Annotated in this window: 12 protein-coding genes; 8 read left to right on the top strand and 4 right to left on the bottom strand. The window is 67.9% G+C overall.

Going from position 1 to position 13,209, the window contains the following annotated elements; genetic code table 11:
- The first annotated feature begins 13 nt into the window (after positions 1–13).
- The gene (locus ACV22W_RS04530) at positions 14–1,417 is read left to right on the top strand and encodes an amidase family protein (protein ID WP_448018035.1); all 1,404 of its coding nucleotides are present in this window, start codon (positions 14–16) and stop codon (positions 1,415–1,417) included.
- A 185-nt stretch (positions 1,418–1,602) separates the two neighbouring features.
- Here the strand turns inward: ACV22W_RS04530 and ACV22W_RS04525 are convergent, their stop codons facing one another.
- Positions 1,603–2,217 (bottom strand): LysE family translocator, encoded by a 615-nt coding sequence (locus ACV22W_RS04525; protein WP_448018033.1) that lies wholly within the window; start codon positions 2,215–2,217, stop codon positions 1,603–1,605.
- A gap of 227 nt (positions 2,218–2,444) precedes the next feature.
- On the opposite strand from ACV22W_RS04525, the gene ACV22W_RS04520 reads away from it, so the two are divergent.
- Entirely contained in the window at positions 2,445–3,596 is a 1,152-nt protein-coding gene (locus tag ACV22W_RS04520; RefSeq protein WP_448018031.1) for a porin, read from the top strand.
- Between the two features lie 66 nt (positions 3,597–3,662).
- Here the strand turns inward: ACV22W_RS04520 and ACV22W_RS04515 are convergent, their stop codons facing one another.
- Positions 3,663–4,682 (bottom strand): zinc-dependent alcohol dehydrogenase family protein, encoded by a 1,020-nt coding sequence (locus ACV22W_RS04515; RefSeq protein ID WP_448018029.1) that lies wholly within the window; start codon positions 4,680–4,682, stop codon positions 3,663–3,665.
- Between the two features lie 127 nt (positions 4,683–4,809).
- Between ACV22W_RS04515 and ACV22W_RS04510 the strand changes: the two genes are divergently transcribed.
- The 6 genes from ACV22W_RS04510 to ACV22W_RS04485 all read left to right on the top strand — a co-directional run bounded on the left by ACV22W_RS04510 (position 4,810) and on the right by ACV22W_RS04485 (position 11,015).
- Positions 4,810–5,763, top strand: coding sequence for a LysR family transcriptional regulator (locus ACV22W_RS04510; protein ID WP_448018027.1), 954 nt, complete (start codon positions 4,810–4,812; stop codon positions 5,761–5,763).
- Between the two features lie 146 nt (positions 5,764–5,909).
- On the top strand, positions 5,910–6,629 hold the full coding sequence (locus ACV22W_RS04505) for an SDR family oxidoreductase (protein ID WP_448018025.1): 720 nt from the start codon (positions 5,910–5,912) through the stop codon (positions 6,627–6,629).
- Between the two features lie 144 nt (positions 6,630–6,773).
- Positions 6,774–8,723 carry an arylsulfatase gene (locus tag ACV22W_RS04500; protein WP_448018023.1) on the top strand — a complete coding sequence of 650 codons (1,950 nt, stop codon included), beginning with the start codon at positions 6,774–6,776 and terminating at the stop codon, positions 8,721–8,723.
- 10 nt (positions 8,724–8,733) lie between these two features.
- Complete coding sequence (locus ACV22W_RS04495) at positions 8,734–9,783, top strand: formylglycine-generating enzyme family protein (RefSeq protein WP_448018021.1); 1,050 nt, start codon at positions 8,734–8,736, stop codon at positions 9,781–9,783.
- Positions 9,780–10,589, top strand: a complete 810-nt coding sequence (locus tag ACV22W_RS04490; RefSeq protein ID WP_448018019.1) for a MetQ/NlpA family lipoprotein — start codon at positions 9,780–9,782, stop codon at positions 10,587–10,589. The genes ACV22W_RS04495 and ACV22W_RS04490 overlap by 4 nt, the downstream gene beginning before the upstream one ends.
- Before the next feature lie 102 nt (positions 10,590–10,691).
- Positions 10,692–11,015: an antibiotic biosynthesis monooxygenase family protein gene (locus tag ACV22W_RS04485; RefSeq protein WP_448018017.1), complete on the top strand. Its 324-nt coding sequence runs from the start codon at positions 10,692–10,694 to the stop codon at positions 11,013–11,015.
- Between the two features lie 128 nt (positions 11,016–11,143).
- On the opposite strand, the gene ACV22W_RS04480 is transcribed toward ACV22W_RS04485, so the two are convergent.
- A complete protein-coding gene (locus ACV22W_RS04480) occupies positions 11,144–12,010 on the bottom strand; it encodes a hypothetical protein (protein ID WP_448018015.1) in 867 nt (288 codons plus the stop codon).
- Positions 12,011–12,161: 151 nt separating this feature from the next.
- A complete protein-coding gene (locus ACV22W_RS04475) occupies positions 12,162–13,094 on the bottom strand; it encodes a LysR family transcriptional regulator (protein WP_448018013.1) in 933 nt (310 codons plus the stop codon).
- Between the last annotated feature and the right edge of the window lie 115 nt (positions 13,095–13,209).

Here is a 13,209-nt window from a genome sequence, read left to right as displayed (position 1 = left end):
ACGAGGAGAAGTCATGACGCAGCAACTCTGGCAACTGTCGGCGACTGAAATTGCGAAACGCGTGCGGCAACGTGAAGTGTCGGCGCGGGAAGTGGCGGATGCCACACTGGCGCGCCTCGAAGCGGTGAACCCGGCGATCAATGCGGTGGTCGAGCATCGCCCCGACGACGTGCGGCGGCAGGCCGACGACGTCGATCGCGCGATCGCCCGCGGCGACGATCCGGGCCCGCTCGCCGGCGTGCCCGTGACGGTGAAGATCAACGTCGACGTCGCGACGTTCGCGACGACCAACGGCACGCGGTTGCAGGAAAACCTGATCGCGAGCGCCGACAGCCCGTCGGTGTCGAACCTGAGAAAGGCCGGCGCCGTGCTGCTCGGCCGCACCAATTCGCCGACGTTCGCGCTGCGCTGGTTCACGTCGAACCTCGTGCACGGCCATACGTACAATCCGCGCAACCGTTCGCTGACGCCGGGTGGTTCGAGCGGCGGCGCGGCAGCTGCCGTGGCCGCCGGGATCGGCCCGATCGCGCTCGGCACCGACATCGGCGGCTCGGTGCGCTATCCGGCCTATGCGTGCGGCGTGCACGGCATCCGGCCGTCGCTCGGGCGTGTGCCGGCATTCAATGCGTCATCGCCGGAGCGCGCGATCGGCGCGCAACTGATGTCGACGACGGGGCCGATCGCACGCACGATCGACGATCTCGCGCTGGCGCTGCGTGCATTCGCCGCGCCGGACCCGCGCGACCCGTGGTACGTGCCGGTGCCGATCGACGGTCGCGCGGTGCCGAAGCGCGCGGCGCTATGCGTGCGTCCGCGCGGTCTGGAGGTCGTGCCCGAGGTCGAGGCCGCGCTGCGCGATGCCGCGCGACGGCTCGTCGACGCGGGCTGGACCGTCGACGAAATCGACGATACGCCGCCGATGCGCGAGGCCGCGCTGTTGCAGGAGCAGCTCTGGCTCGGCGACGGATTCGATACGCTGGCGAACGCGGTCGCAAGCGACGGCGATCCGGGTGCGGCCGCGGTGATCGACGCCGTGCGCGGCAAGGTGCGCGATCTGCCGGCCGACGTGATCAGCCGCGCGCTCGTGCGGCGTACGACGCTGACGCGGCAATGGCGGCTCTTTCTCGACGAATATGCGGTGTTGCTGCTGCCGGTGTCGTCCGAGCTGCCGTTTCCCGACGATCTCGATCGGCAAGGGCCGGAAGGGTTCGAGCGCGTCTGGGAAGCGCAGCTCACGCTGCGGGCGCTGCCGGCGATGGGGCTGCCGGGGCTCGCGGTGACGACCGGGGTCGTGAACAACGTGCCGGTGGGCGTGCAAGTGGTTGCCGCGCATCATCGCGAGGATCTGTGCCTGCTCGCGGGGCGCGACATCGAGGCGCGCGGCGCGCCGATCGTGGCGATTGATCCGGTACGCTGATGCGGTGATGGGCGGGGTGCGTCGACGATGCGCCACGCCCGTCGGCCATCGTTCGTCGATCCGTTGAAGCGCGCCATTCGACCCGGCGCCCGATTTCATTTCGGATTCCGTTGCAATATGCAGCGCGTCGCATGCTGCGTATCGCAAGCAGCCATTTTTTTGGCGATGCCGGCGCGTGACGGCGCTCAGCGCCCGGCCAGCATCCGCCCGCCGAGCCCCATCAGCAGCAGCCCGGCCGTCGTGTCGAGCACGGCCTTGCGCCGGATCAGCAGCCGGCGCACCGACGGGTGCGACGCGAGCAGCGCCATGGTGCAGTACCACGCGCCCGAAATTCCGATCGACAACACGACGACCGCGAGATCGAGCCACGCCGGCGCATGTGCCGGCACCATCAACGCGAAGATACTGCCGTAGAACGCGACGGATTTCGGGTTCGTCATGCTGACCACGTAGCCCTTCTTCGCGGCATGCCAGTCGGAGGACGCGGCCGGTGCGGAAACAGCGAGCGGCCTGCGCGCGGTCAGAACCATTTTCAGGCCGAGCCAGATCAGGTACGTGGCGCCGGCGAGCCGCAGCGCGGTGTGCACCCAGGCGACGTGGGTCACGAGCAGGCTGAGGCCGGCAATCGCGACCGCCGCCCAGGTGCCCGACGCGGCGGCGAGGCCGAGCCCGGTCATCACGCCGGCGCGGCGTTGCGCGACCGCGGTTGACGTGACGATCACGAAGTTCGGGCCCGGGCTGGCCACGCTCAGGAGCAGGACGCCGGCGAGCGGCAGCAGGGTGGCGATGGTTGTCGACATGGCTTGGGCGGCAAAGCGACGGAAGGGGCGTTCATCTTACCCCGGGCGCGACTCACCGGTCGCCGCACGGCTGCTACTGCGATTGTTGAGCGTATTGGAAAGGTCCAATCCGGAAGCAGCAATAGGTGCGGCGAATATGACCGATTATTCTCCCGAGCGCTATACCGGCAGGCCGACACGAATGCTGTCGGACTGCTTACAAAATCAATCGCTCAGGGAGGCCTTTCATGAAACGCATCGTCGTATCCGGTGGTGCCGGCGCGGTATTCGTCTTGACAGCGGCGTCGTCCGCATTTGCGCAGAGTTCCGTCACGTTGTATGGCCTCGTCGATACGGCGATCCGTTATCAGACGAACGCCGGCCCCGACGGCAAGGACCTGATCGGAATGACCGTCGGCCCCGAAACGCACAGCCGCTGGGGCTTGCGCGGCAGCGAGGATCTCGGCGGCGGCCTGTCGGCGATCTTTCGTCTGGAGAACGGCTTCGAGCTCGGCGACGGCAAGCTGCACGTCGCGAACACGCTGTTCAGCCGGCAGGCGTACGTCGGCCTGTCGAGCGACCGGTACGGCTCGCTGACCTTCGGCAACCAGTACGCCCCGCTGTACGACACGATGGGCGACGTGTTCGATCCGATGACCGTCGGCGACTACTGGCAGGACAGTTGGGCATACAACGGTATCGGCAATTTCCTGACCGTGCCGAACTCGGTGAAGTACAAGTTCTCGTACAACGGCTTCAGCATCGATGCGATCTACGGGCTCGGCAATCATGCCGGCGCGATGGGCCTCGACAGCACGTACGGTGTCGAGCTGACTTACGCGCAAGGGCCCGCGTCGATCAACGCCGGCTACCAGCAGACCTCGGTGTCGTCCGTGAACGGCAGTGCGGTCAACGGCGCGAAGGTGAACTTCCTGCACGTGAGCGGCGCGTATCAGGTCACGCCGTCCGTGCGCCTGCTGGCCGGCTGGCTGCACGGTCAGGACAAGACGGGCACGACGGACTTCAACATGCAGCAGGCCGGCGCGCCCACGCTCGCCGGCGGCAGCCCGAATCGCATCGACGATACGTTCTACGTCGGCGCGAACTGGCAGGCCACCGCGCCGCTGCTGATCACGGTGGCCGGCTATTACGGCCACGCGCGCAACGCGGAGCGGCTTGACGGCACGCTCGGCTCCGGGATCAACTACTCGGCGACCGTGCTGGCCGAATATGCGCTGTCGAAGCACACGGAGGTATATGGGACAGTCGATTTCGCACGCGGCAACGGCGCGTTCGCGGCCGACTATCCGGGTGCCACCAACCGGCTCACCGGCAAGGTCGACCAGATCGGCAGGACCAACAACGTCGGGGCCGCGATCGGCCTGCGCCAGATGTTCTGACGACGGTGCGCGGGGCGGTCGCGATGCGTGCGGTGATGAGAAGGCGGCGTGCGCCGCCTTCATCCGTCACGACGCGACGCGAATCACGACCTTGCCGAAATGCTGGCCCGACTGCAGGCAGGCATAGGCCTGCGGCGCTTCGTCGAAACCGAACACGCGATCGACCACCGGCTTGATCCCTTTCGCGTCGACGAGCCGCACGACGTCGTCGAGCATCGCGCGGCTGCCGACCATGAGGCCGTGCAGCTTCCTGAAGCCGCCGATCAGCGACAGCAGCCCGAGTTCCGGGGTGCCGAAGCTGCTGAGGCCGCCGATGACCGATACGATGCCGCCCATTTTCGTCGCGGCGACCGAGCGCGCGAGCGTATCGCGTCCGCCGACTTCGATGACGAGATCCGCGCCCGCACCGTCGGTGAGCCGCAGCACTTCATGCTGCCATTCGGGCGTGGTGCGGTAGTTGATCGTTGCGTCCGCACCGAGTGCGCGGGCGCGTTCGAGCTTGGCATCGCTCGACGAGGTCACGATCGTGCGCAGTCCGGCCGCATGCGCAAGCTGCAACGCGATGATCGAAACACCGCCCGTGCCGAGCAGCACGACCGTCGCGCCCGGTCTCAGCCCGCCGTCGACGAACAGTGCATTCCACGCGGTGATGCCCGCGCACGACAGCGTTGCCGCTTCGTCGTAGTCGAGATGCGGAGGAATCCCGACGAGCGCGGTTTCGTCGGAGACGAAGCGTTCGGCGAGCACGCCGTCAAAATGCGAGCCGGGCGACCCCGAGACCTTGGGCGGCGTGGGCGGCCCGTCGATCCAGTGCGGGAAGTACGTGTTGATCACGCGATCGCCAGGCTTGAACCGCGTGACGTCGCGGCCGGTTTCGACGACTTCGCCGGCACCGTCGGCGACGGGTATCAGCGCGTCGGTGCCGATGCCGAGATAGTCGCCGCGCGCGAACATCAGGTCGCGATAGTTCAATGCGGTCGAGTGGATCTTCACGACGACGTCGGTCGGCCCGACCGGGCGAAGCGTCGCGTCGATGCGCCGGAGCCCGGCAATGCCGTCCCCCGGTTTGATTTGCCATGCGTGCATGTCGGCTCCTTTTTCGAGATGGACCGGACTATCATAGTGTTGCGCAACGGGACACATTGGCGAGAATTCGGCCAACGATTGTCGCCAGCGCGGACACGAACCTGTCATTCCATCGGAGCGGAACTGCATGGACGAGCGGCTGAGAGGCATCGTCGAATTCGTCGATGTCGTGGAGTCGGGCAGCTTCGCCGCGGCGGCGCTGCGCCTCGGCATGACGCGCTCGGCTGTTGCGAAGATCGTCGCGCGGCTCGAACAGCGGCTCGGCGCGCGGCTCTTGCAGCGCACGACGCGCCGGCTCGGCCTGACCGACGAAGGGCACGTCTATTACGAGCAGTGTCGGCGGTTGCTGGCCGAACTCGGCGAGACGGAAGCCGCGCTCGACGCCGGCCGGCGCGAGCCGACCGGGCGCGTGCGGGTCAGCGTGCCCGTGCTGTTCGGCCGGCAATGCGTGGCGCCCGTCGTGCGGCGCCTCGTCGAGCGTCATCCGCGGCTTGAAATCGACGTGTCGTTCAGCGATCGCGTCGCCGATCTGGTCAACGACGGCTTCGACATCGCGGTGCGTATCGGCTCGCTGGCCGACACGAGCACGCTGGTCGGCCGCAAGCTCGGGGTGCAGCGCATGGGCATCTGCGCATCGCCCGCCTATCTCGATCGCCATGGCCGGCCGTCGGGGCTGGACGAACTCGCGTCGCACGGCGGCATCGCGTATTCGCGCGGCGGGCAGCCGGCGCCGTGGCGAATCATCGGCGCGGACGGCGCGGTGCACGACCATCGCCCGGCAGGGCGCCTGCGATTCGACGACCTGCAGGCGATCGCCGACGCGGCGGCTGCCGGCGCGGGACTCGCGTGGCTGCCGTGCTGGCTGATGGCGCCGTACGTGCGCGACGGCCGCCTCGCGCTCGTGATGGACAGCGAGAGCGTGTCGGGCGCCGAAGTGTTCGTGGTGCGGCCGGCGTCGCGCAATGTGCCGATGAAGGTGCGCGTCGTCATCGACGCGCTCGTTGACGAGATTCCGCGCATGTTGGCGTCGGACGACGCGGACGGCGAGCGCGTGCCGCGGCGCATCGTTCAGGCTTCGTAGCCACGGCGCACGATCGAGTCGTCGACGCGAACGACGGCGACCGTACGCGTTTTCTCCACCTGACGCACAATCGGTGAGGATCGTGAATGCGCCGCGCGAGCGCGCGCATCGCGCCGTCTTCGATAATTTCGTCAGAGGCTCGAATCATGTCATCACGCACCTATCTCGTTACCGGCGCGTCGCGCGGCATCGGCCTGGCCACCAGCACGCTGCTCGCGCAGCGCGGCCATCGCGTCATCGGCCTCGCGCGGCATGCGCAAGACATCGACTTTCCGGGCGAGTTGATCGCGTGCGATCTCGCCGACATCGAACCGACGGCCACGACGCTCGCACGCATCGGCGCGTCGAGCGAGATCGACGGGATCGTGAACAATGCGGGCATCGCGTTGCCGCAGCCGCTCGGCAAAGTCGATTTCGCATCGCTGCAGGCGGTGTTCGACCTGAACGTGCGCGCGGCGATCCAGGTCACGCAGCATTTCGCCGACGCGATGAAGGCACGCGGCCATGGCCGCATCGTCAACGTATGCAGCCGGGCGATCTTCGGCAGTCTCGATCGCACCGCGTACTCGGCCGCGAAGAGCGCGCTCGTCGGTTGCACCCGCACGTGGGCGCTGGAACTGGCCGAACATGGCGTGACGGTCAACGCGGTCGCGCCGGGCCCGATCGAGACGGAGCTGTTTCGGCAGACGCGTCCGGTCGGGAGCGACGCGGAGCGGAAGGTACTCACGACGATTCCCGCCCGTCGCCTCGGCACGCCGCACGATGTAGCCGCGGCGATCGCGTTCCTGCTGTCCGACGATGCGGCGTTCATCACGGGGCAGGTGCTCGCGGTGGACGGCGGCGGCAGCCTCGGCGGGCGCGGCTGACGCAACGCAAGCATTGCGGTGCGAGCCATAAGACAGGGGCCGGCGCGCATATTCCCCGTTGCCGTTAGCATGTGACGAATCGGACTTTGGGCGCCGCGCGGGCGACGCTAAGATCGCCGATCCGTAGATCGTGCGTTCGACAAAATGAAAAAATCCGCGTCGCCGTGGCATGCCTTCCGTTTCCGTGTCGTCTGCGCCGCGATCGTCGGCGCGCTGTCGCTCGCATCGTGCGGAGGCGTCGACAGCGATCCGCCGCCGCAGGCCAATGCGACGCCCGCGGCCAGGCGCCCGAACATCCTGTACATCATGGCCGACGATCTCGGCTATTCCGACATCCATGCATTCGGCGGCGAGATCAACACGCCGAACCTCGACGCGCTCGTCGCGTCGGGCCGCATCCTGTCGAACCACCACACGGGCACCGTCTGCGCGATCACGCGCGCGATGCTGATTTCCGGCACCGATCACCACCTCGTCGGCGAAGGCACGATGGGCGTGCCGACCGACGAGCGGCGCGGGCTTCCCGGCTACGAGGGCTACCTGAACGATCGCGCGCTGTCGTTCGCACAACTGCTGAAGGACGCCGGATATCACACTTATATCGCGGGCAAGTGGCACATCGGCTCGGGGATCGTCGGCAGCGCGACGGGCAGCGGTCAGACGCCGGACCAGTGGGGCTTCGAGCGCAGCTACGTGCTGCTCGCGGGCGCGGCGACGAACCACTTCGCGCACGAACCGGCCGGCTCGTCGAACTACACGGAGGACGGCAGCTACGTGCAGCCGGGCCAGCCCGGACAACCGGGCGGCGCGGGCGGCAGTCCGGCCGTGTTCTATTCGACCGACTTCTATACGCAGAAGCTGATCTCGTACATCGATTCGAACAAGCGGGACGGCAACCCGTTCTTCGCGTACGCGGCCTACACGTCGCCGCACTGGCCGCTGCAGGTACCGGACCCGTGGCTGCACAAATATGCGGGCGTGTACGACGCCGGCTACGACGCGATCCGCAACGCGCGGATCGCGCGACAGAAGGCGCTCGGCCTAATCCCCACCGACTTCAAGCCATTTGACGGCCTTCCGGAAACGACGTCGGCATCGCCGGCCACGGCGAACAACGGCACCGCGAACGCGAAGTACATCAGCGCCATGCATTCGGCCGCCGACGGCTACAGCGACTACGGCACCGGCAAGGTCGACAAGCTGTGGTCGAGCCTGAGCCCGGCCGAGCGCCGCGCGCAGGCGCGCTACATGGAGATCTATGCGGGAATGGTCGAGAACCTCGACTACAACATCGGCCTCCTGATCCAGCACTTGAAGGATATCGGCGAATACGACAACACGTTCATCATGTTCCAGTCGGACAACGGCGCGGAAGGCTGGCCGATCGACTCCGGGGCGGACCCGACGGCGACCGACACCGCGAACGGGCAGGACCCGGTCTATTCGACGCTCGGCACCGACAACGGCAAGCAGAACGCGCAACGGCTGCAATACGGGCTGCGCTGGGCCGAAGTGAGCGCGACGCCGTTCCGGCTCACGAAGGGCTATTCGGCCGAAGGCGGCGTGTCGACGCCGACGATCGTGCGCCTGCCGGGGCAGGCGCGGCAGTTGCCGACGCTGCGTGCGTTCACGCACGTGACCGACAACACGGCGACCTTCCTCGCGGTCGCGGGCGTCACGGCGCCGTCGCAGCCGGCGCCGCCGCTCGTGAACACGTTGACAGGCGTCGATCAGAACAAGGGCAAGGTCGTCTACAACAATCGCTACGTCTATCCGGTGACGGGGCAGTCGCTGCTGCCGGTGCTCACCGGTGCGGCGACGGGCGAAGTGCATACGACGCCGTTCGGCGACGAAGCGTACGGCCGCGCGTACCTGCGCAGCGCCGACGGCCGCTGGAAGGCGTTGTGGACCGAGCCGCCGCTCGGGCCGCTCGATGGTCACTGGCAACTGTACGACCTCGCGGCGGACCGCGGCGAGACGACCGACGTGTCCGCGCAAAACCCGTCGGTGATCGGCACGCTCGTCGACCAGTGGAAGACCTACATGAGCAACGTCGGCGGCGTGGAGCCGCTGCGTCCGCGCGGTTACTACTGAGGGCGACACGATGCGGTTCCGCTTCTGGACGCTCGGCGCGGCGTTCGCGGCCATGCTGTTCGCCGCCGCGTTTGCCACCGGTCATGCGAGCCCGTCGGCGTCGCCCGTCGGCGCCTTCGACGATGCGAATCGCGGCCGCACGCTCGCGCCGCTCGGCTCGGAACGGCAGTGCGAGCGCTACTCGGGGTTGCCGGCGAAGTGGCGCGACGACCCGAAGGCCGGGATGGTGCACCTGAGCGGCGGCGCGTTCGTGTTCGGCAGCACGCGCGGCTATGCGGACGAGCGGCCGGCCGGCGATGGCAAGACGCATGTCGGGGGCTTCTGGATCGATCAGACCGACGTGACGATCGCGCAGTTCGCCGCGTTCGTGCAGGCGACCGGCTACGTGACCGAGGTCGAGCAGCAAGGCGGCGCGGCGGTGTTTCATGTGCCGACGCGCGACGAGTTGAACGCGCGTGACCTCGCGTGGTGGACGTGGGTGAAAGGCGCATCGTGGCGGCAGCCGCGCGGCCCCGGCAGCGACGTCGCCGGGCTCGGCAACCTGCCTGTCACGCTCGTCACGCAGCGCGACGCGCTCGCGTATGCACACTGGCTCGGGCGCGACCTGCCGACCGAAGCCGAATGGGAATACGCGGGCAAGGCCGGTCGCGACGACGCATCGCTTGATGCGGCGCCGCGCGACGCGCAGGGCAAGCCGGCCGCGAACTACTGGCAGGGCGCGTTCCCGGTGCTCGATGCGGCCGAGGACGGCCACGCGGGGCTGGCGCCAGTCGGCTGCTACGCGGCGAACGGCTTCCGCCTGTACGACATGATCGGCAACGCATGGGAATGGACCAAGGACGCATACACGGGTCCGCATCAGTCGCACACGAACGGCGACACGGCGGCCGTCGCGCCGCCGACGCGGCGGCACGACACGCCGATGGTGATCAAGGGCGGTTCGTTCCTGTGCTCGCGCGATTACTGCGTGCGCTATCGCGCGTCGTCGCGTGAACGGCAGGAAGCCGATCTCGGCGCGTCGCATATCGGGTTCCGCACGATTCTGAGGGATGCGTCATGAAGCAGGTGCTGTGTGTCATTGCGGTGTCGCTGACCGTTGCGTGCGGCCTCGCTCATCCGCTCGGGGCCGCCGCCGCCGAATCTGCCGCGCCGGCGGTACGTGTCGGCGTGACGCGCGGCGTGCACGCGGACATCCTCGACGAGGTGAAACGCGTCGCGGCCACGCGCGGGCTGGGTGTCGACGCCGTAGAATTCGACGACGCGTCGCGCATCGATGCAGCGCTCGCGGGCGGCACGATCGACGCGGCGAGCTTCGAGGACGCGCAGCGCCTTGCCGCGACGCGCACGGCGAAAGGCTATGCACTGACCGCTGTCGCGCCGACCGTCACGTTGCCGATGGCGCTCTATTCGCGCAAGCTGAGGAGTCTGAATGATTTGCAACCCGGTGCGACGGTCGCGATCCCGGCCGATCCGCGCGGGATGGCACGTGCGCTCGTGCTGCTGCAGAACGACACGCTGGTGACGCTGCGCGAAAAGGCCGGCCTGCATGCGACGCTGCGCGACGTGACGGGCAACCGGCTTGCGCTGAAATTCGTGGCCCTGCGCCGTGACCGGCTGCATGCGGCGCTCGACTCGGCCGCGTTCGTCGCGATGGACAGCGAGGACGCCGCGCGCGCGGGGCTGCAGCCGGCGCGCGACAGCATCAATCTCGAGGATGCACGCTCGCCGTATGCGAACGTGCTGACCGTGCGCGACGCCGACCGCACGAAGCCGTGGGTCGCGCAACTCGTCGCCGCGTATCACTCGGACGACGTCGCACATTTCATCCTGACGCGCTACCAGGACTCGGTGCGACGGCCGTGGTAGACGGCTACCGTCTCGCGTGCAACGCGTGGGGACGCTGCTGCAACGGTGCGCGCTGCGTGCCTTACACTTGCCGCTCTTTCAACCGTCCCCGATGGAGCGCGCATGTACGCCTCGACCTTCATTTTTCGCGCAGGGCAATACGACGACGAGTTTCACCGGCTCGACCGCCAGATCGCCGACATGGCGCGCGCGACGCCCGGCTACCTCGGCGAGGAGACCTGGGAGAACACCGAGGCGGGGCTGATCCAGAACGTTTACTACTGGGAATCGGAGGCGGCGCTGCAGCAGTTGATTCGGCATCCCGCGCATCTGGAAGCGAAGGCGAAGCAGGCGCGCTGGCTGGACGGCTATCGCGTGGTGATCTCGCAGGTGTTGTGCGAGTATGGCGACGGCAAGCTTGCGCAGCCGCGTGCGGGGCATGCGTGATGCGGTCCGCCGGGTTCGCACCGGCTATGGAAGCGCGACGGTCGTGCTGATGTACGCGATATCCGGCTGAGTCTTGACCAAGGAGGGCATGGCGCACTTCCCGGACGATCGCGTCGACGACGCATCGTTCAGTTTGCGCGTTGCGGGTCGACGTCGCGCGGCGCATCCGTCTGCGTCGCGCGCGCCCAGATCGGGAACATCGCGTTCCGGACCGACGTCTGCGCGTCGATGACCTTGCGATGATCGATGCCGGGCAGGTCGAGCAGCCGGTCGACCGCCGCCTTCGCGCCTTTCGCGTCCTGCGGGAATGCGCAGGCAAGCTGCTTTCGCGTGTCGAACAGCATCCACCACACGTCGGATACGAACGGCCCCTGGTCGTTGGTCTCGATCGCCACCGAGCCGAGTGCGGACAGCGCGATTCCGCGTATCGCGCCTTGCGGGTCGATGGCACTGATCTGCGTGTCGGTCGCGGTGACGGTCCATCGGCCCGGCTTGCCGATCGAGCGGATCGGCACCGTGCCGGCATTCGACGCATCGGCGGCGCCGTTTTCGGCCGCGACGGAAACCTCGCCCGTCGCGACAGCGCCTTTCATCTTGCGCTCACCGACCCATGGCAATGCCGCCGCGCCGGCCATTGCCGCGATCCACAGGTAGTACCCGAATCCGAAATCGCGGATCGTTTCGACCCGTGCGTCGGTCGGCAGCGTATGCCACGCGAGCGCGAGCACCACGGCGACGCCGAGCAGCCCCGACACGGTCCGGTTCGGCTTGACCAGCGCGGCGACGAGCAGCGGATTGCCGAACCATGCGAACTGCAGGTCGAGTATTCCGAGCCAGCCGAGCGCGAGCACCGTGTAGCCGTGCCACCAGCTCACCGCACCGGCCCCATTGGGCGGCTCGGCGAACGCGGGCAGCAGCAGCGACGCGACATACACGACGATGACCACGATGCGCGCGCGTTTCAGGGACGGGTTGGAAGCGGTGCGAGTCTGCATGTCTGCCTTCTTGTTTCTTGTCGTGCAGGGGCGTGCGAAACGATGAATGCCTGACGGCCATGCCGGCATTCACGAAGCGAAGCGGGCGTCACAAGCGCCGAACGCGATTGTGGGCGATTCGCGCGGCGATGTCGAACCACCTCAAAGCACCTCAAAGCGCCTCGACCAGCAACCGGTTGCTCTTCTCGCAATACTCGTGACACGCAGCCCGCGCCGCGATCGACGCGCCGTGCACGAATTTCGGCGCATCCGCCCGCCGCGACATCGACACGACGATCGACGGCGGCGACGGCTGCAGCGGCAGCTCGACGACCTCGCCGCTGGCGATCAACGCATCGACGAACAGCACCGGAATCGCCGCCACGCCGAAGCCGTCGCGCACGAGCTGCACGATCACCGAGATCGACGGCGAGCCGGTGATGCGCGTCTCCGACAGCGGCACGCCGTGCGCGTGCGCCAGCGTGCGCACGATGTCCTCGAGCGCACGGTGGGGCGCGGTGCCGCGCCCGTAGGTCAGGATCGGCTGGCGCAGCACCTGCCGCGCGAGCCCCGTGCGCGCGGCCGGGAGCAGCCCGGCACGCGCGATCCAGCGCACCGGATAGTTTGCGAGCGCGTCGCAGACGACCGATGCCTCGTCGCTGCCCTCCACGCGAATGATCAGATCGAGCTCGCCGGCCATCAGCCGGCGCTGCAGCACGACGCTGACGTCGACGGTCAGGTCGATCTCCAGCTGCGGATAGTCGGCGGCGAGGCGGCGCAGGTAATGCGGCAGCCAGCTGTGCACGACCGTCTCGATCACGCCCAGCCGCAGCTTGCCGCGCAGCGCGCTTTCGCCGGCAGCGGCGGCTTGCAGCTCGTGCGTGGCCTCGACGACGGCCTTCGCATAGCCGAGCAGATATTCACCGTTCGGTGTGAGCCGGAACTCGCGGCTGTCGCGATCGACGAGCACGGTCTGCAATTCATCCTCGAGCGCCTTCAGGCGCTGCGAGATCGCGGCCGGTGTGGCATGCAGCGCGGCGGCCGTCGTGCGGAAGTTGCGCAGCTTCGCGAGCGTGACGAAGGTTTCGAGGAAACGCGTGTTCATGGCGATCGGGCGGACGGTGGACGCGCAGCTTGCCGGTGAAGAAAAGTGAACGGGACCGGGGAAAACCCCGAGATCCGTTAAGGAATTCTATACACGCGGCGCAAAAAAACTCGTT

The organism is Burkholderia sp. AW49-1, assembly GCF_053427845.1.
Note: the sequence above shows the minus strand (reverse complement) of the source record. Positions and strands in the feature narration are given on the sequence as shown.

Excerpts from the sequence above, each read along its gene's own strand:
- ACV22W_RS04510 (WP_448018027.1), top strand. The coding sequence starts at position 4,810 with ATGGACGAGCGGCTGAGAGGCATCGTCGAATTCGTCGATGTCGTGGAG.
- ACV22W_RS04495 (WP_448018021.1), top strand. The coding sequence starts at position 8,734 with ATGCGGTTCCGCTTCTGGACGCTCGGCGCGGCGTTCGCGGCCATGCTG.
- ACV22W_RS04485 (WP_448018017.1), top strand. The coding sequence starts at position 10,692 with ATGTACGCCTCGACCTTCATTTTTCGCGCAGGGCAATACGACGACGAG.
- ACV22W_RS04490 (WP_448018019.1), top strand. The coding sequence starts at position 9,780 with ATGAAGCAGGTGCTGTGTGTCATTGCGGTGTCGCTGACCGTTGCGTGC.
- ACV22W_RS04505 (WP_448018025.1), top strand. The coding sequence starts at position 5,910 with ATGTCATCACGCACCTATCTCGTTACCGGCGCGTCGCGCGGCATCGGC.
- ACV22W_RS04480 (WP_448018015.1), bottom strand. The coding sequence starts at position 12,010 with ATGCAGACTCGCACCGCTTCCAACCCGTCCCTGAAACGCGCGCGCATC.
- ACV22W_RS04520 (WP_448018031.1), top strand. The coding sequence starts at position 2,445 with ATGAAACGCATCGTCGTATCCGGTGGTGCCGGCGCGGTATTCGTCTTG.
- ACV22W_RS04475 (WP_448018013.1), bottom strand. The coding sequence starts at position 13,094 with ATGAACACGCGTTTCCTCGAAACCTTCGTCACGCTCGCGAAGCTGCGC.
- ACV22W_RS04515 (WP_448018029.1), bottom strand. The coding sequence starts at position 4,682 with ATGCACGCATGGCAAATCAAACCGGGGGACGGCATTGCCGGGCTCCGG.
- ACV22W_RS04525 (WP_448018033.1), bottom strand. The coding sequence starts at position 2,217 with ATGTCGACAACCATCGCCACCCTGCTGCCGCTCGCCGGCGTCCTGCTC.
- ACV22W_RS04500 (WP_448018023.1), top strand. The coding sequence starts at position 6,774 with ATGAAAAAATCCGCGTCGCCGTGGCATGCCTTCCGTTTCCGTGTCGTC.
- ACV22W_RS04530 (WP_448018035.1), top strand. The coding sequence starts at position 14 with ATGACGCAGCAACTCTGGCAACTGTCGGCGACTGAAATTGCGAAACGC.